The organism is Natrialba taiwanensis DSM 12281, from assembly GCF_000337595.1.
Classification (GTDB): Archaea; Halobacteriota; Halobacteria; order Halobacteriales; family Natrialbaceae; genus Natrialba; species Natrialba taiwanensis.
Window position 1 is genome coordinate 1 of sequence record NZ_AOIL01000012.1, and the last position, 19,940, is coordinate 19,940.

Consider the following 19,940-nt stretch of genomic DNA (forward strand, 5'->3'; position numbering starts at 1 on the left):
ATAGCGGTGGTCGTGGTCGTCGTATAGTAGCCGACGCCGATAAGGATCAATGAGATCGAGGGAACGACGTTGAGCACGTCGACGCTCGCGATGCTGACGAGACCGGTCTCGTATTCGGAGTCGGAGACCTTCGAGATGAGCAACGCCGCAATCGGCTCGCCGCCGGCCTGGCCGAACGGGGTAACGTTGTTCGCAAAGACGGCTCCGGTGTAGACGAAGAACGACGTGACGACCGGAATCTCGACCCCGAGCGAGCCGAGGACGGTTCGAAGCATGAGGCTCCAGGCGGCTAACCACCCCAATGCGAGTGCGAATGTCGCGAGAACAAACATCGGGTCCGCCGATAGCAGCGAGTCGATGACGCGCTCTGCCCCGACGACGAAGAGCAGGACGGCAAACACGATCAGCGTTCCGACGACGCCGAGAAAGAACGCTCGTCGATTTCGCTCGTCCATACTGACTTTCTCTCGGTAGCTAACTTGAAACGTCTGATTCGTCCGAGTGATGTCGATTGATTCGTCCAGCCGCCGACGAGAGACGCTTCAATCGTTTTATCAGGATTGGGACGAGTGTCTTCAGTAATGGACGGGACTCGTCACTCGAACGTCCTCTTCGTCGTTCTGGATACGGTCCGGAAGGATCATCTCGGCATGTACGGTTACGAGAAGGAGACGACACCAACGCTGTCGCAGTTCGCCGAGGACGCGACCGTCTTCGAGTCTGCGGTCGCGCCCGCACCGTGGACGCTGCCGGTCCACGCGTCGCTGTTTACCGGCCGCTACCCGAGCCAGCACGGCGCGGATCAAGGCAGTCCGTATCTCGAAGACGCAACGACACTTGCCTCTATTTTGTCTGCTGCGGGCTACGATACGGCGTGTTACTCTTCGAACGCCTGGATCACCCCCTACACTGGGCTCACTGACGGATTCGATCACCAGGATTCCTTTTTCGAAGTCCTCCCGGGCGACGTTCTCTCGGGTCCCTTGGCCAGCGCGTGGCAGGCCGTCAACGATAACGACTACCTCCGCGAACTGGCCTCGAAACTCGTCAGAGTCGGCGCGATGGCCCACGCCAAACTCGCCAGCGGCGAGGGTGCCGACTCGAAGACGCCCACGGTCATCGACCGGACCAAGTCCTTCATCGACGACAGCGACAGCGACCAGGGCTGGTTCGCGTTCGTCAACCTGATGGACGCCCATCTGCCGTACTACCCACCCGAGGAGTACCGCACCGAGTTCGCTCCCGGCGTCGATCCCGACTCCGTCTGTCAGAACTCGAAAGAGTTCAACTCGGGCGCACGCAATATCGATGACGACGAGTGGGAGGCCATCCGTGGGCTATACGACGCCGAGATCGCTCACATGGACGCCGAACTCGGGCGGCTGTTCGCCTGGCTCCGCGAGACCGGCCAATGGGAGGACACGACGGTCGTCGTCTGTGCCGATCACGGCGAACTCCACGGTGAACACGACCTCTACGGTCACGAGTTCGCCCTCTACGACGAACTCGTCAACGTCCCACTGCTGGTGAAACACCCGGAGCTGGCGGCCGATCGACGGGATGAACTCGTCGAGTTACTCGATCTTCACGAGACGGTGTTGGATGCGCTCGATGTCGATCCCGCGGCTCTCAACCTCGCCGATGGCGACGGTGCGAGCGGTGACGGGGAAGAGAACGGCGATTCGCTCGCCCGCGACCCGACGCGGTCGCTGCTGTCGAGTTCGTACCGGTCGTTCGATACTGTGGCAGATTCGGAACTGGACCCCGGCCAGCGCGCTGTCCGCGAGCAAGCGGTTGCCGACGAGACGGCTGCAACGGCCGATGGGGACCGAGACCGAAACAGAGATGGGCACACCGATTACGCGTTCATCGAGTACGCACAGCCGGTCATCGAAACCCACCACCTCGAACAGAAGGCGAGCGAAGCCGGTATTGCACTCCCCGACGACCATCGGGCCTACTCGCGGCTGCGGGCCGCTCGCAGCACCGATGCGAAGTACGTCCGCGCGGACCGCATTTCGGACGAAGGGTACCGACTCGACGAGGACCCGGCCGAGGAAACACCAGTCGATCCGGCGGCGGACGCGGTCGTCGCGGCGACCGAGCGAGCGCTCGCCCGGTTCGAGGAGGCTGCCGGCGGCGCCTGGATCGATCCGAGCGAGACCGACGACGATACTGCCGGGCTAGACGACGCCGACGAGGAGACCCGCGAGCGCTTGCGCGAACTTGGATACCTCGAGTAGCGTTCGAGCGCCGACCGCGATATCGTTGTCGCGCTACGCGAACGGTGCTGACGGAACGTGCCGGCCAGTAGCGCTGAACTCGCCACCGGAACAGCTATGCTTGCCCGATCAATTTTCGACACTATGAATAAAAACACGTTATTCACCGCCTTAATCTTATCATCGTGCTACTGATCGTTATCTTTACCCTCCTGCTTGTTTCTCTTCTTCCGCTAGAACTGTTGTCCATCGGTGGGCTCTTCTTACTCTTTTGCCTCCCTGTTCTTCTCATCGCAGCCATTCGTCTTCTTCCGTAAGAGCGCCCCCGTATTTGCCGACTCATCCGGTTCTCTCCACCGGTCGAAATACAGAAATACGTTACCGTGAAACAATCGTATTCGCATCGCTCGCCGCTATTTTCCTTCCTGCAGTGACTGTCTCGACACCAATAAGAATACATAGGTCGACTCGAAAGGTGCCCCTAATCGATGCAGGACCAGCACTTCCTTGAATCGGAGTGGGACTATTGTCTGGTGCTGGATGCGTGTCGGTACGACGTATTCAGCGAGGTATACGATGAGTACCTCGATGGGACACTCGAAAAACGCCGCAGTATCGGGTCGTCAACGCCAGAATGGGCGTCTCGAACGTTCACCGGAACGCACGATCTCGCGTACTTCTCTGGGAATCCCTTCATCAACGATCTCGGGATTCCGCTAAACGAACTCAAATGGGGGGCCAGTTGCGACTACGAGTGGACCGCATCCGATCACATCGAGACCGTCTTCGACGTCTGGAAATCCGGCTGGGACGACGACCTCGGAACGGTCCCACCGGAGAGCATCGCAGACGCGTTCCATTCCAACCAGTCCGCCGTCGAACAGGCCGACCGAACAGTACTCCACTATATGCAGCCCCACGCTCCCTATCTCTCTCGCGGAAAAGGGCAGAAACTCAAACAGATCCAGAAGGGCATCCGGCGACAGGAGGAAGCCGAAGCTGAAACCGATACCGTCTCCGATGGCGGCACGCTCTCCTCGCTCAGCGATACGATCCGCCCGAAAGTCGAGAGCCGACTCGAGGACAGCGAACTCGCACAGAAGGCTGGTCTCTGGCTCGAACTCGACCCCACTGAACTCGTCAAGAACGGCACCCGCGAAACCGCACTTGAGCTCTATGAGGAAAACCTCCGAATCGCACTCGAATCCGTCGCCGACCTCGTCACCGAACTCGATGGTCGCGTCATCGTTACGGCCGACCACGGCGAAGCCTTTGGTGAGCAAGGCGTCTGGGAACACCACATCGAGACGTATATCCCGCCGCTCATGGAGGTGCCGTGGCTCGAAGTCGAGTGACGATTCATCCCTGTAATTGATTGTCGCTCATACCGACTCTCGGTTCACAGGTATCGACCATCGAACGGAAAGGGAACAAAGAAACACACCGGGGATGCCAACGATGAAAATCAGCCACTACTTCGAGTTCGAGGATCACGTCACTGGCGGGATCCATGAGTCCGTCGTCCACCAGCGAAAGATGCTGGACGGATTGGATCTGCAGTATACAACGGTTCCAACGCTTGATGCCGATGTCTTTCACTGCAACCTTATGGGACCGCGGTCAGCCTGGTACGCACGACGGGCCCACTCTCGGGGCATTCCGGTCGTCGCGAACACACACGTGACCGCGGAGGACTTCGGCGACAGTTTCCGCTTTACGAACGCACTCGCAAAGCCACTGAAACCGTATCTCGAGCGCGCCTACGGCCTGGCCGATGCACTGGTGTGTCCATCGGCGTACAACCAGCGTCTCATCGAGACCTACACGGACGCGCCGACAACGGTCATCTCGAACGGCGTCGACCGCGAGAAACTCGGGGGATTCGAATCGCTAACCGAGGAGTACCGCGACCGCTATAACCTCGAACCGCCGGTCGTCTTCCTCGTCGGCCACGTCATCAAGCGCAAGGGACTCGAGACGTTCGTCGAATTGGCTCGCCGACTCCCGGAACTGGACTTTGCGTGGTTCGGTCCGCTCGATCTGTCCCTGAAGGGCCGCGAGACGACGGCACTGATCGAGAACTCGCCGGACAACTGTACATTTACGGGCTTTATCGACGACATTCGCGGCGCGTTCGCCGCTGGTGACATCTTCTGTTTCCCCACCCACGAGGAGAACGAGGGTATCGCACTTCTCGAAGCAATGACTGCAGGGAAACCACTTCTCGTCCGGGACATCGAAACGTTCTCCTGGCTCGAAGACGGCACGGACTGCCTCAAGGTCTCAGAATCCGGCGTTGCAGGATTCGAGGCCGCGTTGCAACGACTCGAAGATCCGACAGTCCGCAACCGTCTCGGCGCAAACGCAGCGAAGCGAAGCGAAGACTTCTCGCTCGAATCGGTAGCCAACCAATACCAGTCACTATACTCGAGGGTGACCTGAATGAAAATTGGATTTTTCACGGACAGTTACTTTCCCGAAATCGATGGCGTAACGTACACGATCAAACTCTGGCGCGAGGAGTTAGAACGGCGGGGGCACGAGGTCTACGTCGTCTACCCCGATGGGGACTACGATCCCGGCGATAGAGAGATCCCGGTTCCATCACTGCCGAACCCCTTCTATGCCGGCTACCGCATTCCACTGTTCAGACGCCCGTCGACGCTCCCTGAACTCGATGTCGTTCACTGCCACGGTCCAGCGTCGATCGGTCTTCTCGGTCGCTACTACGCGCGCAAACACGATCTGCCGACTATTTACACCCATCACACACCGCTCGAGGAGTACTTCCACCAGAACGTCAAGTTCGAATCGATCGCGACTGGTCTCTCGAAACTGTACGTTCCGCTAGAAACTGCGTTTCTCCGGTCGTTTGACATTATCACCGCCTCTACCGGCCGTATCGAACGCGACGTCGAACACATCCAGCTCCCGGTCGGTATCGACATGGAGTTCTTCCAGCCGACCAACGAGGACTGGTATCCGGACCGGACCGTAATCGGTTACAGCGGTCGACTCAGCATGGAGAAGAACGTCCACGAAATTCTCCGTGCCGCCGAAGAACTTCCGGAATACGAGTTCGTCATCGTCGGTGACGGACCCTACCGTGGTCGACTCGAACGAAACGCGCCGGACAACGTCGAACTACGGAGCTTTCTCCCGCGCGAGGAGTTGCCAGTCTTTTACTCATCAATCGATACGTTCGTGACCGCATCCACCGCCGATACGCTCGGTCTGTCGACGCTCGAGGCAAATGCCTGCGGGACGCCGGTCGTTGCAGCGGACGTGGCTCCGTTCGATCAGACGATCGGGTCTGAGAACGGCGAACGATTCGCCTACGACGATCTAGAGGCAATGACGGACTCAATTGAGAAAGCGCTTCGAACGGATCGCGACACCAGAGTGGCTGTGAGAAAGTACGACGTCCACCGAACGCTCGAAAATCTCGAGTATCTGTATCGTGACGTGCAAGCATCTGCAGACGAGATTCCAACCGCGTCCGAGGATCGATGGTTCTCTGGCGATTCACAGCATTGAACAGCGAATAGTGACTGCAGTGTGAGTGACGGTGACATCGATCACTGGTTACTGTCGAGTATCCTTGGTCGCTCTTCGAAACGAGGATAGTAATCGGACGAAGTGCTTGGTTTCCGGATACGGCCTCTCGGAAGGCTGCTATCCGTGCACGGGCGGTTGTCACGATTGCAGTTGGCGGCATTAGTAGCAGTACCACGATGGACAGTATCGTGATAAAAGTGATACTCTTCGCGAATCCTGTCTACTGCTGGCTTATTTGACCGCCATGATTTCGCTTTGGTGGCGTGTTTCTACACGCCGTCTCGAGAACTTGATCCGCCGAAATAGTATTTCTTCAGAGACGAATTATATCACTACTGGGCGAGGGATGGACGGACAGTCATCCGAGGCTTAATTTTTGTCGAGTCACTAAACTGTACCGGGGTATAATTACCCGCAAATGTAAACCAAACCGGATCGAACAGGCAGTATGGACGACTCCCTTCTCGTCCCGGTTGATGGAAGTGATCCCGCAAAGGCAGCACTAGAACAGGCCCTCGATATTGCTGCTGATACGGGCGCAACTGTTCACGTTCTCCACGTTGTCCCTACGAGCGAGTCTCGCCTCCTCCGGTTCGGCGATCGCGATATCGACGTTCTCGAGGAAGAAGGCGAAGCGATCGTTGACCGCGCTCGTTCAGCGGCCACTGAGCGCAACGTCCCCGTCGTCGATCACATTATACAGGGGGAGCCACAGGAGAAAATCCTCGCCTATGGCGAATCCCACTCCGTCGACTGTATTATCATGGGAGCGCACGGTCGACACGGATTCGAGGAGTACATCCTCGGTAGTACGACAGAGCGCGTTGTTCACCAGAGTTCGGTCCCCGTAATGACGGTCCGTGCAGGCGAAGACGTGACACAGTCGTATCCGTACCGTTCCGTTCTCGTCCCAACCGACGACAGCGACCACGCTCGTGCGGCATTGGAACTGGGGTCGACAATTGCGGCTCGACATGATTCGATGCTTCACCTGCTCTTCGTCGCCGACGAACTCCCCGAGACGATCGATCCACGATCGACGCAACTCTCTGCAGAGATCAAAGAAAGCGCTAACGAAGTGTTACAGGACGCCGCGGATCGAACAGAACTCTCGGAAGAATCTATCGTCACGGCAGTCAAAGCTGGATCGGTCCCTCACATGATTACCTCGTATGCCGAATCAACGCCTACCGATCTCATCGTGATGGGCACGCACGGCTGGACCGGGTTGGATCGGTACTTGCTCGGAAGTTTTACCGAGCGCGTGATCCGTACCTCTCCTGTCCCGGTCTTGACGACCTCCCTGCCCAAGAACGAATCCCGTTCTTGAGTTCGGTGAACCAGTGTCCCGTTGTCGTTGCGAATCGGTTGCGTGTCGAACCACGCGAGTCGCGTAGTAAGCCCACATACTGAACTCGCTGATTCACCCCTTCAACCTCGTATTCAATGCAAGGTATGAACTAGAAAGTAACGAGAAAAACATCATAAGTGATGAATATTTTCATATTATAATAATGTTGTAACCGATCTGGTATCGAATCCACAGGTAAATCGTCTCGCGTTAATCAGAACACGAATGGAGCCTGTGAGATACACAACTTCTACTAAATCCGAATAGACCAGTACTGCTCGAGAGACCCGATGGTTGCGTGGTGGTGCCATGGTGTGGAATAATTCAAAGAGAGATCCTGATCTCAAGAATGGCCAGAAGATTCTACTATGATCGGAAGTTACCAGTAACCAAGAACAAGTAAAGATGTGGGATAAAAGTGACAAGATAACGGAGAATTGGCTTATGTTGATTGATTCACTCGCGGCAACCGTGGGACCCATATGACAAAAAATACAAATATCACGTCACGAGCCGCTGAATTGTACAGAGATGGAGGTTTATCTGAACTATCCAGAGGGATCCGGGACTTTACCCTGATCCGATCTGGCCAGGCGAGATGGATTGTTGGTGCTGCTCTCAACACTACTGTTCCTGTTGAAGTTGGTGAGCATCGAATAAATTTCAAGACCGAAACAGCCATTGAGTATCGACGAGCTCGCACTCAGATGCACGAGCGGCAGGTGCTTGAGGACTTTATCAGAAGCCTCCGTTCCGATGATATTGTCTGGGACTGTGGTTCGAATGTCGGGCTCTATGCAACGTTTGCTGCCGAGATTGCATCTGAATCTGTTGCTATTGAGCCAGCCCCAAGCAATGTCTCGGCGCTCAGTTATAATCTCTCTCAAAACGACCTAGAAGACGAATCGACAATCATCGCAACCGCACTAGGATCTTCAGAGGGGACTGTCGCGGTTCCCGCAGATGCAAAACCCGGTGAGAACCATAAACTGAGCTCTTCTGGTGGATCGACACAGGTTCCCATCAAATGTGGAGACGATATCACTGGCTTGGCAGACACATCTGATCCGACCGTGCTTACGATGGATATCGAGGGAGCAGAGGCTGATGCGCTTGATGGACTGCGCGAAACGCTTACGAATGTTCGACTGGCCTACGTCGAAGTCCATGAGGATCTCTTGGCTGACTATGGCCGATCTGCTGACGATGTAATGAATATCCTCGAAGAGACCGGGTTCAACGTTTCGTGTTTAAATGAGAGACGGTCAGGGAACTACCATCTCAAGGCAGTTGCGAACTCTCGAGAATAGATGGTTCTGGAGTTGACGATGGCCCTCTCGCCGATGAGAGTTTGTGAACATTCGAATTCGACGGCACTGTCTAGTTAGAGTGTTTGAGAAGCGAGCAGGTTGTAGTGAGTGGTACTCACGACACCCACAAACCTGCTCAGAGAGACCTTAGACATGGATTGTGATGATATTTGGGAGAACGCGCACATCCCGACACCCGTCAGGATGTTCGGGGTGCGCCCGCATTCGATAGGATTGTCGGTTCGAGAGGTCGTTGTAGTACTCGCGCTACTCGGTGTTGATCGTTCTCAGGGCGTAGTTTGGAACTGGACGCAGACTTTCGGAGGCTCAGAGCACCCACCGATGCCCACGAAAGTGGCGCTCTAGTGCGGCCTCTTGGAGCGCTTTGCGCTCCAACAGTCGGCGAATCGATGATTCGACAGCAGAACGCTTCGCGTTCTGAGGACGGCGACGCCATCGCGGATCGCATTCAATGAGACTCTGATCCGTTTGACGAGTAGACGTTTCAAGAACGATTCGATTAGACCGGGCCGAACCCGTGTCGATTGAACGTACTATTTGTTCTCAGTGTGACTGCGTTATTCCTCATCAAGGTACGCCTGACAGACGCGTTCGACGCCGTCTTCAAAGTCGATCCGCGGTTCCCAACCGGTCGCCTTGCGAATCTTCGAACTATCGGCCAGCGTATCGTGGACGTAGTTCGTCAGCGGGATCGGTTCGTACACCGGGTCGATGTCGGTTCCAAGCACGCCGTTGATCAACTCAACCATCTCGTTGAACGAGTAGGACTCGCCGGTCCCGAGGTTGTAGACACCCTCGAGTTCGTGATCGGCAGCGAGTTCAAGGCCGCGGACGATGTCGTTGACGTGAGTGAAATCGCGAGTCTGCGTTCCATCGCCCCACAGGACGGGAGGGGTTCCCTGTGCGATTTTTTCGGCGAACTGCGAGACCGTGTTTGCGTACGTCCCCTTGTGGGATTCTGCACCGCCGTAGCCCTGGTAGACCGAGAAAAATCGCATCCCGGCGAGCGTGAGGTCCGTGTCGGCGTAGAAGTCGTTGTAGTATTCCGCATAGCGTTCCCGGCCGAGCATCGACGCGTCGTAGCCCGTCGCCGCTTCGACATCGACGTCCTCGGGTGTCGGCGTCGTTCGACTGCCGTAGATCGACGATGTCGAGGCGTATACGATCGTCTCACAACCGTCCGCGATCGCCTGTTCGACGACGTTGACGAAGCCATCGACGTTGACTCGGGCCCCGTGGACCGGATTGTCTTCGAGAAGTTCCCGACTCGAGAGTGCTGCAAGGTGATACACGATGTCCACGTCAGTTGGCAGGTCCTCGTCGAGTACGTCCGCCTCGATGTACTGAACACTCTCGTCGAGATTGTCACTCGTTCCGAGATAGCCGTTATCGAGCGCGATAACCTCGTTCTCTTCGGCGAGCGTATTCGCGAGATTCGATCCGATAAACCCCCCGCCACCCGTCACGAGGATGCGTGCATCTTGCATGGGTACTGATTTCTGGATACGTCATATAGGGCTACTGGATTCACGTCTGTGCGCCTTGCTTTCCATTGCCAGCCCCGACTAGCTATCACTATTTCTCATCGTCCCGTTTCCCCTATATTTATTATATCTAGCTCCATACTCAATCGTATGTATGACTTAACCGGCTTCCAGCGTGACCTCCTGTACGTCGCGGCAGGACTTGAGGAACCACACGGCCTGGCAATCAAAGACGAACTCGAGAACTACTACGAAAGCGAAATCCATCACGGCCGGCTGTACCCAAACCTCGACACGCTCGTCGACAAAGGACTGATCGAAAAGGGAACCGCCGACCGTCGAACGAACGTCTACAGCGTCACCCGACGCGGCCGACGTGAACTCGAAGATCGCCGTGATTGGGAATCACAGTACGTCTCGGAGCTGGTCTAACTCTCTGAGTGGCCACTGGAATCACCGGAGCCGATTCGTGGTGTTCGGTTCCTCTAGCTAATAGCCCGAACGCGATACCCTGTCTCTCCGTTCTCGTCGTTCGCGGTACCAGCGACCGGAAGTATGGATGTAGGCGGACCGCAGTGTGCTGTCTGGCAGCGATCGATCACGCTGCCGGCAGCATAACTGAGACCGTCGCCCCCTCGCCAGGCTCCGAGTCGATCCAGATACTGCCGCCGTGGCGCTCGACGATTCGCTCACAGAGTGCGAGCCCGATTCCCGTTCCCTCGTACTCGTCGCGACTGTGGAGTCGATCGAAGACTGTAAACACACGCCCCTGGTTTTCCGGGTCGATTCCGATACCATCGTCCTCGACCGACACAACCCATTTCTGGCCGCGCTGTGACGCATCGATATGTATTCGTGGCGACTCCTCTCCACTGTAGGTGATCGCGTTCGAGAGTACGTTCTGTACAACCTGCCGGAGCTGGCTTGCATCACCTAGCACGCGCGGCAGTTCGCCGACGGTGAGTTCGGCGTTTTGTTCTTCGATACTGAGGTGCAGATCCTCGCGAACGTCCGCGACGACCCGCTCGAGTTCAACTGGCTCCAGCGGATCACCGCGGGTTTCGACGCGGGAGTATTCGAGCAGGCCGTCGATCATCGTTCGCATGCGCTCGGCTCCGTCGACGGCGAACTCGAGGAACTCTTCGCCGTCTTCGTCGAGTTCGTTGTCGTAGCGATTGTCGAGGAGTTGGAGGTACTCGTAACCATGCGAAGCGGTTCCTGCAGATCGTGTGAGGCTGCGTAGGCGAACTGTTCGAGGCGGTCGTTCGATGCTTCGAGTTCGCGTTCACGCTGGGTTTGCTCGAGTTCGTACGTGATCCATTGGGCCATCAGATCGTAGACGGTCCGTTCGGCGTCCGAGAACGGCTGTGATCGCGAGTCGGAGTCGACGAAGAAGAACGTCCGATCGGGTTCGTTTTCGAGTTCGATACGGGTCCCGAGATAGGTCTCGACGCCGAACTCCTGGTGGGCGAGGATTTCGTCGAGGTCTACCTGCTGGGGATCTGTGACGCCGATCGTCGTCTCGGTATCGACGGTGAGTTGGCAGTACGTTTCAGAGAGTGGTGCCTGTGTCCCCGGTGTGTGATGGTCGTGAGCAGCGCTTGTGGATTCGACTTCGAACGAGTTCGTCGCGGGATTGATCCGGGAGAGGCCACCCAGTTCGAGGTCGAACCGGTCACAGCCGAGTTCGACCATCGCCTGTAGTTTTTCGTCGAACGTGCGGGTAGCATCGGCCGTAATCTCACACAGCGTCTTCTTGTAAATCAGGGGAAAAATACAGTCATTCGTGAGAGAACTTTGGATAGAGCGCGCGCATTCTCCTACGCCGTGTCGGTGTCATCGTCGAGATACGACATTGCTTGCTCGTCGCTCACCTGACCGAAGTCGCGGTAGTACTGTCCGACCGCTCGGAAATCGCTCGGCGTCTCGAGGGCGATCACGTCGTCGGCTTCCGTTTCGAGTTCGGCGATCGAGTTCGGTGAGCCGACGGGGACGGCGAGGATGACGGCGGCTGCACCGGCGTCGGTTATCTGTCTGAGACACGCGATTGCAGTGGCACCGGTCGCGACGCCATCATCGACGAGGACGACCCGTTTGTCAGCCAGGTCGGGTATACGTCCGTCGTCTCGATACTGGCGAGCCTTCCGTTGGGCAGCATCGGCCTCCTGATCCCGTTGGCCGTCGATGTACTCCTGTGGGACGTTGACTTGGTCGACGAGGTCCTCGTTGAGCCAGAGGCTGCCGTCGCTGGCGACGGCCCCGAGCGCGAGTTCGGGATTTCCGGGGGCGCTCAGTTTTGATGCGACAACGACGTCGAGTGGTACCTCGAGCGCATCGGCAACTGGTCGTGCGACCGGGAGTGCGCCGCGCGGGATGCCGAGGACGATATCGGCGTCGACTCCTTCGGCTGCGAGCCGCTCGCCGAGTCGTTCGCCGGCATCCTGCCGATTCGAAAACATATGCTGCTACTGGTCTACGGGTTCCAACCCATTGTAGATATCACCCCGTTGGAAATCTGAAACCACTCGAATACGTCGCCGGCGAGTACTCAGTCGTCCGCCGCTCGCGTCGATTCGGACGGTTCCTCGTTGTCGGCCGAACTCGACGCAAGCACCCACTCGAGCGCTTCGATCCGTCCGCGAAGCACGCTGGCCCGCGGATCGTAGTAGTCACACGACTCCATCGCGCGTTGCATCTCTTTGAGTCGGTCGCGGATGTCGTCTTGCGAGTGCATCGATAGGTGCTCTCACTACTGGCTCCGCCATAAGCCATTCATCGGCGACCCTGAACTCCAGCATCTCGATCACGAACCCGCTTTCGGATACGACGGCCGTACCGCCGCCGTCGAGAGATGAGTTTCCTCTCGACGTGAGTCACCGAATGACCACGACGGGCACCGGCGAGCGCCGAACGACTTTCTCCGCGACGCTGCCGAGCAACACCCGCGAGACTCCTTCCCGACCGTGGCTGCCGATCACGATAGTCTCGTATCCACCCGCTGTCGCTTCCTGCTCGATAACCTGTGCCGGCTTTCCCGTCTCGACTGTCGTCTCGAGTTCACCATCGAAGTCGGCGGCGATGTCGCGTGCACCCTCGAGGACTCTGTTTCCGCGTTTTTGCGCTTTCTCGTCGTCGTGTTGTTTCTGGGAATCCGATTCGAAGGCGGCCCAGTACCCCTCCGGTCGTGGAACGACGTACAGGGCGGTGATCGCCGCGTCAGGGAACGTTTCGAACGCGTATTCGATCCCCTTCCGCGCCGGTGCTGAGTCGTCGTAGGGAACCAGAACTCGGTCCGTCATAGGGGCTTACACACCGCCGATCGATATAATACCCGTCTGTGATCATCCGGAGAGATCACGCCGCTCGAAGTATTCGCTACTGACGACGACGAGGACGGCGATGGCGAGTACGAGAACGGAGAGATCGGCCCACGATACGTCGCCGTCGACGAGAACCGAACCGGGGTCGAAGTACCGCGAAAGAGCGACGTCTCCGACCCACTCGTAGTCGGTATCGAACGTGAACGTATCGAGCAAGAATAGGCCGAAGACCGACCCGGCCCCGGTAGTCTGTGCTCGGCGAACGGAGTCGAACGCAACGGAAGCGAGGAGACCGACGGCGGTGCAGGCGAGCAAGTACGCAACCGAGTATGTGTGCACGGCGAACAGGTTGCCCACATCGATCGATTCGCCGACGAGTTCGACGCCGAGGGAGACCACGAGGAACGTGATCGTGTTCACGAGGACGACGTCGGGGATGAGCGAGAGAACCTTCCCGACCACTAACCGGGTCCGCGTCACCGGTAACGACAACGTCACGCCGACCGTTCCGCACTCTACTTCTCCGGCAATCGTGGAGCCGACGCGAGTTCACCGCTGCAAGCGGGGCTCCAACAAAACGATACCGACCCCACCGCCACTGACACCGATACTAACGAACCAGTCCCAGAACAGACCGAAGACGAGGGAACGCTCCCGCTCGGTCAAGCGGCCGAGGCCGAAAACGAGTCTGCGACGGTGCCGTCACCTGAAGTCGCACGGGAATCGCCGACCGAGCAGCCTGCTGCGGCCCCGAAACTCGTCCAGGGACCCGAAGCAAACGTCACCGTCGCCGTCGCAGACAACCAGTCCGTTCGGGCGGAAACCGCGACGACAGTTACGCTCGAGGTAACGAACGATGGTGACCAGCGGGCGACCGATATCGTCGTGACGTTGCAAGCGCCGAGCGGTGCAGTGTCTCTCGGTTCGCTCGCGTCGCCCCGGTCGAGTCAGTCGCGTTACCTCGAAGACCTCTCGTCCGACGAGACTGCGACCGTCGACGTCGATGTCGCAGCTTCCACCACCGAGCCAGGAACGTATCCGCTGTTTGCGACCGTTCAGTACCGCGTCGATGAACCCGGCGATGACGCCGACACCAGCGCCGGTTCGAACGAAACGACTCCCGACGAGGACGAACGCGTCGTGACCGGCGGCCCCTCGTCGCTCGGAATCGCCGTTAGGGAGGCACCCGTTTTCGATCTGACGCCCGTCGGCGGTGACATCCCGATTGACGGGGAGGGCGTCTACGAAGTCCGGATTACGAACGACGGAACCGAGACCGTGTCGGACATCGTCACCACGGTTGATGCCGGCCCGTCGCTGTCTAGCGAGTCGCCGATGGCATACGTTGGAACGCTCTCGCCGGGCGACGCGGAGACGGTTCGGTTCGCCTTCGAATCGTCCCCGGATGCGATCGAAACGACCGCCGGTGTCGCGATGACGCTCGCGTACGATACGGACGCCGACTCCCTCATTCCGTTCGTCGCCATCGCGATCGTGTTCGTTCTCGTGGGAATCTGGTGGTTCCGCCGGCGCTAACAGCGGACCGGCCACGGGACGAGTTCGAATCAGGTGCCGGTTTCGTTTTCCAGGGGAGTGTCGTCGGTGTCGCCCTCGTCCGTGCCGCCGTAGAAGTGCATGAATACGTCCTCGATGTCGGCCTCGCGGACCTCCAGGTCGAGTACGGTGTACTCGCTCAACCGGTGGACCAGAGCGCCGAACTCGCGTGAGAGAACGAGCCGGTACTCGCCATCCTGTCGGTTGACGTGTGCCACCCCTGGGAATTCGAGCGCCGCGGCTGGCGGTTCCTCGGCCAATCGGACGGTGGCGATCGTGCCGCCGTCCGCGAGGATACTCTTGACGGAGTCGAGTTCGATCAACCGCCCGTTCTTGATAATTCCGATGCGATCGCAGACGCGATGAACCTCGCTCAGGATGTGCGAGGAGAAAAACGCCGTCTGACCCGCTTCCTGTCGCTCCTCGAGCAGCTCGTAGAACTCGTTCTGGACGAGCGGGTCCAGTCCCGATGTGGGCTCGTCCATGATCGCGAGTTCGGGGTCGTGCATGAACGCCGCGACGATGGCGAGTTTTTGTCTGTTTCCGCTCGAGTAGGCCTTCACGTTCCGATCGAGCGGCACGGGAAAGCGTTCGAGGAGTTCCTCACGGCGCGCGTCACCGCGAATCCGGGCGAAGTAATCGAGCACCTCCGTGCCGGTTACGCGGCCGTAGAACGTAACGTCGCTCGGGAGGTAGCCGAGGTGCCGTTTCGCATCGCGGAGTCCGTTTCGATCCGTAACGTCGCGTCCCAGCAGGGACGCCTCGCCGCCGGTGGGCTTCAACAGTCCGAGGAGCACGCGAATCGCCGTTGACTTCCCCGCCCCGTTCGGCCCCAGAAAACCGAAAATCTCCCCGCGTTCGACGGTGAACGTGAGGTCTTCTACACCGCGGACATCCCCGTAGTACTTCGTCACGGAATTGAACTCGATCCGGTGTTGACCAGCGCTGCTCACGCGCTAAACGACGACGGCTCGAACCTTATACGTGCGAGGGAATTACCGCCGGGATACACGCTGTCTGTGTTGATTACGCCTCCTCTCTCGTAACTGGGAACAGGACAACGCAACTCCTCGAACGCTCTGCCTGGTCATCCTCTTTGCCAATCGCACGATCCTATACGCTCGAGTTACCGATATACTGGCATTAGCTGGGCGTTCGGCGTCGATTCTCTCATGACGAAGATCTGGAGAATGTCTTTGGTGTTAGCTATCAGTATTGATGTCTATGGTGGATGATGTCTAATCACACACGTCGTACATTCGTACGCTTCGGAGCAGCAACGGTAACAGCTGGAATCATCGGAACAAGCACGGGCTTCGCACAACAGCCACCCGAAAACGGCTGGGTGCAAGCGGATTCACCAACCCAGATGCCGTTCAACGATGCTGTCGGTACTTCTCAGGGACCGTTTGCTTGCGGAGCCGATGGCAATGTGGCCGCCCGTCACGAAGACGGCTGGGAACTCGTCGTTGAGTACGGTCCGCAGGCTCGAAGTCGCCGGCTGACGGGGATCGATGTAACCGATGACAGCGAGGCCGTCTGGTTCGTCGGCGGAAGCGGTGTCATCGGCGAATACAACATCACAACTCAGACGCTGACCAACTACTCCGCACCCATGGGAATAACGAGTACGTGGGAAGACTGCGCCGTCCGCGGAACCGCTGGCGAAGACGAGCGCCTGTACTTCGTGAACGGGTCCGGCGAGTTGCTCGTCGGCGTCCGACAGGAAAGCGGTGCCGTGCAGTACAACGACGTGATCGAACCCGGCGGTGGATCGACGATTCCTGGAATCGACTTCAATACCCGGATGCGGGGACACGTCTGTAGCACCAGTCAGTTCGTCGCGGAAACGTGCGACGGGGGCGACACGTGGGAACAAATCGGGATCGACTTCGCGGGCGGCGCGTTTTTCGACATTGCAAGCCAGGCGGAAGATTCCGTGAACGTCGCCGCCGGATCCGGTATCATCTACCGATACGACGGGTTCCGGTGGACCCCACACGTCGTCGACGATGATCGCGAGGCGATTCGAGCCGTCACTCGCGATGGGGAGGCGGGACTCGCAGCGGGAGCCAACGGAAAGGTCTACGAACGCCAATCTGCCGGCCAATGGCAGCGATCTGATACGCCCGTTGAAGCCGCACTGAACGGTGTCGCTCGAGGCGGGACGTACCACGCTGCAGTCGGAGAAAATGGAATTATCGTTGAACGACAAGCTAATTCTACCGCTGCTACCGCTTCGGAGGTATCTTCGAGTTCCCCTCCACGTGCGCCACAGAATCCGTCAAATTCTGATCACTCCCTTCCGCCCGGACCACTTTCGGTAGAACACTACACCCAGGGGGAATGGGTGAGCGCTTCCGAAGGGTAACGGGTAACGACTCGTTCACTATCGTCTCTGAAAGGGCACCCGTTACAGAGTCATTTTGCACGGAGATACTCCGCGATTCTCCTTTATTTCCGTCCGTAACGCCCGTGGCTAGTGCAACTCGGCGATTTGCAAGATTCGATCTTTCACCGCCGGCTTATGGTCTCAGAAAACCGCGGTGACTAGACGTTACATCAACTACGGAGACGAAGGCGGGAACGAGGCCCCGATGGCTTTCGTCTCGAAGCTGCATGCTATTGGTTGGTATGCACCCCTCTAGATCTCTCTGTACCACTCAATATCACAACTAGCAGTGGCTTTGTACAGCTGGTGAGTTGGCCAAGATAGCGTGAGTCACCAACAAGCCATGACGGAATCCTCGTCCACCCTCGAGTCGATCGTCGTTCGATACGAAAACCAATCGGACCGGTGTACGATTACCCCCGAAGAGTGTTCCGACATCGAGCGACTCACGGCGTGGTTATCGGCGGATATGGACGCGTTCGTCGATCTCGAGACGGCCCGCTAGTACCCGTACCCGCTTCGGACGCTTTCAATCGGCTGAAGCCCCACCTCTCATAGCTATTTTGTCTCGAATCCTCTCTCAGAACTCCCTCGTAGCCGAAACGCTAGTCGAACGCTGCTGCAACCAGCAGCGGGAAGACTAGCGTCGCTTCGGCTTCGACGAGCGTATAGTTCGTCTCCTCCTCGTCTTTGATCTTCCCCCAGGAAACCGCCTCGTTAGGTGGTGCCCCCGACAGCGATCCGTCCCCTTCCATCCCGGTCGAAATGTAAATCGCGTGGTCGGCACCCCCCCGGAAGAGATTCGTCATAATCGCGTGATGCTTCGGCACCCCGCCGCCGACCGCGATGAGACCCGTCGTGTCCGAGAGCAACCCGTCCTCGATCAGCGAGTCGTAATCGTCCAGAATCTCGATACCAACCTCCGAATCGTATCCCTGCCGGTAGTAATACAGGAAGTTCCCGACTTCGGCGTCAGTTAGCGCAGGGCAGTATACGGGCACGTCGTTGTCTGCAGCCTGTTTCAAAACGGAATCCTCGTCGTCCAACGTCGCCCCTAACTCCCAGGCAAACGCCGTCGGCGTTCGGACCTTTTCCTCCGCGAAGAAGTCGTCGAAGAAGTCATAGAGGTACTCCTCGAGCCAGACGTACCGGTCCGACGGCACGAAGATGTTTCCGAGTCTGTTGATCCCGCGTTCGCGGAGTTCAGCTTCGTCTGCATCCCATTCGCCCATCTTGAACGGCTTTGCCGTCTTGATCACGTCCTCGGTGAGCGAGCCTGACGTCGTAATGATCACGTCGACGTATCCCTTCCGGACCAGCGCGGCAACGACCTCGCGCAGCCCCGAAGAGATGATGTTCGACGTGAAGGTGAGATACACTGTCGCATCGTCCTCCTGCATCTGCTCGGCGATTTCGATCGCCTCCGCGAGGTGTGTCGCCTGAAAACCAGTCGTCGCGTACGAGTTCAGCAAGTCGTCGAAGTTGAACTCGCCGCGGAAGTCGTATCCTTCGACGTCCGGAGTAGTGAGTTCTTCATCGCTTCCAGGAATCACATGGTCGCGTGAGTCGTCGGTCATATACTCACTGAGGGCTCTGTCCGGTTTGAATCACTCGGGTTCGGTCGACCCTCCGTTCAGTCGCACGTGAGACTCGCAGTTCGCTCCTGGTAGCCGTTTGTTGACTGTATGGCAGTGTTTTGATGGTATTTTTGTGCGTTTTTCTCGGCTTTCGCAGATGCTCCGGTGGAGTACATGCTGCTGGAGTACAGCCGCGGGAGTTCTCTGCACGCTGCGAACGGCTACATGGGTGCGACCCGCTCTCCACACCGGTCGATTGATCGAGTAACGGACCACACTGCATCACTATCTTCCCTCGAAGAGGGTAGAAATAACCTCTTGCGTTTTTATCATTTTAGTGCCTTTTCAGTAGTATGCGCGCTCTCGTTGCTCGGCTTTATTTACAAATAGTGTTTGTTCTACTATCACTTGTCTGCATCACGGGTGCCCTTCTATAGTAATCCCCAGAAGTCTCTGCTCACAGCTCCCGATGGATCGGTGAGAATCGACGGACAGCGGTTGGTTACGTTAGCACGTACTGCAAAGACTTCCAGATTCTACTATAGTCGGCATTTGGGTTACGTTCTACGGATTGTTTGCGTATCTCGGCCTTGGAGTAGCCAGCCAGCTATCGGCTATCATCACTGGAGCGGTAATCGTAACAATCGGGTACCTCGAATATATCTAGCAACCCACCGTCGAGCACCTGACCGATGCTGAACCAGTTCGTCCAGCGGACGCTCCAGAATTACACCAGTTGATGACGAAGGTCGCTACGCAACTCAGTATTCCCGTCCCAACACTCGCCCTCCCTGATCGTGATACACCCGAAGCCGTCGCTGTGGGTTTTCACCCACAAACTGTTCATCTCGTTCTCTCCCAAGGAGCCCTCGATTCACTTGCCACCGCTGAAGAACTCGAATCGGTGATCGCACATGAACTCGCTCACGTGAAAAACTGGGATGCAATGGTGATGACGATTGCTTCGGTTCCCGTTGTCTTAGCTGATGGTCTTCGATCACAGGCTATTGAATTCAGTGACTTCCTCCCCCACCCTACTTGCTCACGGCTGACGCCGTTCGCTCCTTGAGGGTAGCGTGAGACCGAAGGTCTCACGGACCATGCGAACGGGCGCTTCGCGCCCGTGAGCAGATGGGGCTTCCTGTTTCCAN

19 protein-coding genes and 2 pseudogenes are annotated in these 19,940 nt (G+C 57.8%); 12 read left to right on the forward strand and 9 right to left on the reverse strand.

Annotated features, from left to right (window positions below; genetic code table 11):
- A partial coding sequence (locus C484_RS02255) for a flippase-like domain-containing protein (RefSeq protein ID WP_006824358.1) occupies window positions 1-455 on the reverse strand: 455 nt, incomplete at its 3' end.
- A 126-nt stretch (window positions 456-581) separates the two neighbouring features.
- On the opposite strand from C484_RS02255, the gene C484_RS02260 reads away from it, so the two are divergent.
- From C484_RS02260 to C484_RS22655, 7 genes and pseudogenes are all read left to right on the forward strand, one after another.
- Window positions 582-2,243, forward strand: coding sequence for a sulfatase (locus tag C484_RS02260; RefSeq protein WP_006824359.1), 1,662 nt, complete (start codon window positions 582-584; stop codon window positions 2,241-2,243).
- A gap of 467 nt (window positions 2,244-2,710) precedes the next feature.
- Window positions 2,711-3,577, forward strand: coding sequence for a hypothetical protein (locus tag C484_RS02265; RefSeq protein ID WP_006666775.1), 867 nt, complete (start codon window positions 2,711-2,713; stop codon window positions 3,575-3,577).
- Window positions 3,578-3,680: 103 nt separating this feature from the next.
- Entirely contained in the window at window positions 3,681-4,664 is a 984-nt protein-coding gene (locus C484_RS02270) for a glycosyltransferase family 4 protein (RefSeq protein ID WP_049914999.1), read from the forward strand.
- A complete protein-coding gene (locus C484_RS02275) occupies window positions 4,665-5,759 on the forward strand; it encodes a glycosyltransferase (RefSeq protein ID WP_006824361.1) in 1,095 nt (364 codons plus the stop codon).
- A 469-nt stretch (window positions 5,760-6,228) separates the two neighbouring features.
- Window positions 6,229-7,110: a universal stress protein gene (locus C484_RS02280; RefSeq protein ID WP_006824362.1), complete on the forward strand. Its 882-nt coding sequence runs from the start codon at window positions 6,229-6,231 to the stop codon at window positions 7,108-7,110.
- Between the two features lie 503 nt (window positions 7,111-7,613).
- The gene (locus tag C484_RS02285; RefSeq protein WP_239640909.1) at window positions 7,614-8,441 is read left to right on the forward strand and encodes an FkbM family methyltransferase; all 828 of its coding nucleotides are present in this window, start codon (window positions 7,614-7,616) and stop codon (window positions 8,439-8,441) included.
- Window positions 8,442-8,594: 153 nt separating this feature from the next.
- Window positions 8,595-8,804 (forward strand): annotated as a pseudogene (locus C484_RS22655) (IS6 family transposase); the annotation flags it as partial.
- Between the two features lie 215 nt (window positions 8,805-9,019).
- On the opposite strand, the gene C484_RS02290 reads toward C484_RS22655, so the two are convergent.
- Window positions 9,020-9,949 (reverse strand): NAD-dependent epimerase/dehydratase family protein, encoded by a 930-nt coding sequence (locus C484_RS02290; RefSeq protein WP_006824364.1) that lies wholly within the window; start codon window positions 9,947-9,949, stop codon window positions 9,020-9,022.
- A 147-nt stretch (window positions 9,950-10,096) separates the two neighbouring features.
- Between C484_RS02290 and C484_RS02295 the strand changes: the two genes are divergently transcribed.
- A complete protein-coding gene (locus C484_RS02295) occupies window positions 10,097-10,378 on the forward strand; it encodes a PadR family transcriptional regulator (protein ID WP_006107041.1) in 282 nt (93 codons plus the stop codon).
- Window positions 10,379-10,544: 166 nt separating this feature from the next.
- Here the strand turns inward: C484_RS02295 and C484_RS21945 are convergent.
- From C484_RS21945 to C484_RS02325, 5 genes and pseudogenes are all read right to left on the reverse strand, one after another.
- Window positions 10,545-11,707: pseudogene (locus C484_RS21945) on the reverse strand (sensor histidine kinase); the annotation flags it as partial.
- Window positions 11,708-11,766: 59 nt separating this feature from the next.
- Entirely contained in the window at window positions 11,767-12,405 is a 639-nt protein-coding gene (locus C484_RS02310; RefSeq protein ID WP_006824367.1) for a phosphoribosyltransferase, read from the reverse strand.
- 89 nt (window positions 12,406-12,494) lie between these two features.
- Window positions 12,495-12,680, reverse strand: coding sequence for a hypothetical protein (locus C484_RS02315; protein WP_006824368.1), 186 nt, complete (start codon window positions 12,678-12,680; stop codon window positions 12,495-12,497).
- 139 nt (window positions 12,681-12,819) lie between these two features.
- Window positions 12,820-13,245 (reverse strand): universal stress protein, encoded by a 426-nt coding sequence (locus C484_RS02320; protein WP_006666785.1) that lies wholly within the window; start codon window positions 13,243-13,245, stop codon window positions 12,820-12,822.
- A 42-nt stretch (window positions 13,246-13,287) separates the two neighbouring features.
- Window positions 13,288-13,797 carry an ABC transporter permease gene (locus C484_RS02325; RefSeq protein ID WP_275040107.1) on the reverse strand — a complete coding sequence of 170 codons (510 nt, stop codon included), beginning with the start codon at window positions 13,795-13,797 and terminating at the stop codon, window positions 13,288-13,290.
- A 165-nt stretch (window positions 13,798-13,962) separates the two neighbouring features.
- Between C484_RS02325 and C484_RS02330 the strand changes: the two genes are divergently transcribed.
- Window positions 13,963-14,802: a COG1361 S-layer family protein gene (locus tag C484_RS02330; RefSeq protein ID WP_006824370.1), complete on the forward strand. Its 840-nt coding sequence runs from the start codon at window positions 13,963-13,965 to the stop codon at window positions 14,800-14,802.
- 29 nt (window positions 14,803-14,831) lie between these two features.
- Here the strand turns inward: C484_RS02330 and C484_RS02335 are convergent, their stop codons facing one another.
- Window positions 14,832-15,773, reverse strand: coding sequence for an ABC transporter ATP-binding protein (locus C484_RS02335; protein ID WP_006824371.1), 942 nt, complete (start codon window positions 15,771-15,773; stop codon window positions 14,832-14,834).
- 281 nt (window positions 15,774-16,054) lie between these two features.
- Between C484_RS02335 and C484_RS02340 the strand changes: the two genes are divergently transcribed.
- Window positions 16,055-17,191 carry a WD40/YVTN/BNR-like repeat-containing protein gene (locus tag C484_RS02340; protein ID WP_049915000.1) on the forward strand — a complete coding sequence of 379 codons (1,137 nt, stop codon included), beginning with the start codon at window positions 16,055-16,057 and terminating at the stop codon, window positions 17,189-17,191.
- A 346-nt stretch (window positions 17,192-17,537) separates the two neighbouring features.
- Window positions 17,538-17,717 (forward strand): DUF7511 domain-containing protein, encoded by a 180-nt coding sequence (locus C484_RS22785; RefSeq protein WP_152422649.1) that lies wholly within the window; start codon window positions 17,538-17,540, stop codon window positions 17,715-17,717.
- A 100-nt stretch (window positions 17,718-17,817) separates the two neighbouring features.
- Here the strand turns inward: C484_RS22785 and C484_RS02345 are convergent, their stop codons facing one another.
- Window positions 17,818-18,789, reverse strand: a complete 972-nt coding sequence (locus C484_RS02345) for a deoxyhypusine synthase (protein ID WP_006824374.1) — start codon at window positions 18,787-18,789, stop codon at window positions 17,818-17,820.
- 685 nt (window positions 18,790-19,474) lie between these two features.
- Between C484_RS02345 and C484_RS21950 the strand changes: the two genes are divergently transcribed.
- Window positions 19,475-19,858 (forward strand): M48 family metallopeptidase, encoded by a 384-nt coding sequence (locus C484_RS21950; RefSeq protein ID WP_275040108.1) that lies wholly within the window; start codon window positions 19,475-19,477, stop codon window positions 19,856-19,858.
- Window positions 19,859-19,940: the final 82 nt, after the last annotated feature.

Bases quoted from the DNA above. Each gene is read 5' to 3' on its own strand.
- C484_RS02320 (WP_006666785.1), bottom strand. From the start codon at position 13,245: ATGACGGACCGAGTTCTGGTTCCCTACGACGACTCAGCACCGGCGCGG.
- C484_RS02275 (WP_006824361.1), top strand. From the start codon at position 4,665: ATGAAAATTGGATTTTTCACGGACAGTTACTTTCCCGAAATCGATGGC.
- C484_RS02260 (WP_006824359.1), top strand. From the start codon at position 582: ATGGACGGGACTCGTCACTCGAACGTCCTCTTCGTCGTTCTGGATACG.
- C484_RS02315 (WP_006824368.1), bottom strand. From the start codon at position 12,680: ATGCACTCGCAAGACGACATCCGCGACCGACTCAAAGAGATGCAACGC.
- C484_RS02295 (WP_006107041.1), top strand. From the start codon at position 10,097: ATGTATGACTTAACCGGCTTCCAGCGTGACCTCCTGTACGTCGCGGCA.
- C484_RS02290 (WP_006824364.1), bottom strand. From the start codon at position 9,949: ATGCAAGATGCACGCATCCTCGTGACGGGTGGCGGGGGGTTTATCGGA.
- C484_RS02340 (WP_049915000.1), top strand. From the start codon at position 16,055: ATGTCTAATCACACACGTCGTACATTCGTACGCTTCGGAGCAGCAACG.
- C484_RS02265 (WP_006666775.1), top strand. From the start codon at position 2,711: ATGCAGGACCAGCACTTCCTTGAATCGGAGTGGGACTATTGTCTGGTG.
- C484_RS02310 (WP_006824367.1), bottom strand. From the start codon at position 12,405: ATGTTTTCGAATCGGCAGGATGCCGGCGAACGACTCGGCGAGCGGCTC.
- C484_RS02270 (WP_049914999.1), top strand. From the start codon at position 3,681: ATGAAAATCAGCCACTACTTCGAGTTCGAGGATCACGTCACTGGCGGG.
- C484_RS02285 (WP_239640909.1), top strand. From the start codon at position 7,614: ATGACAAAAAATACAAATATCACGTCACGAGCCGCTGAATTGTACAGA.
- C484_RS02345 (WP_006824374.1), bottom strand. From the start codon at position 18,789: ATGACCGACGACTCACGCGACCATGTGATTCCTGGAAGCGATGAAGAA.
- C484_RS02280 (WP_006824362.1), top strand. From the start codon at position 6,229: ATGGACGACTCCCTTCTCGTCCCGGTTGATGGAAGTGATCCCGCAAAG.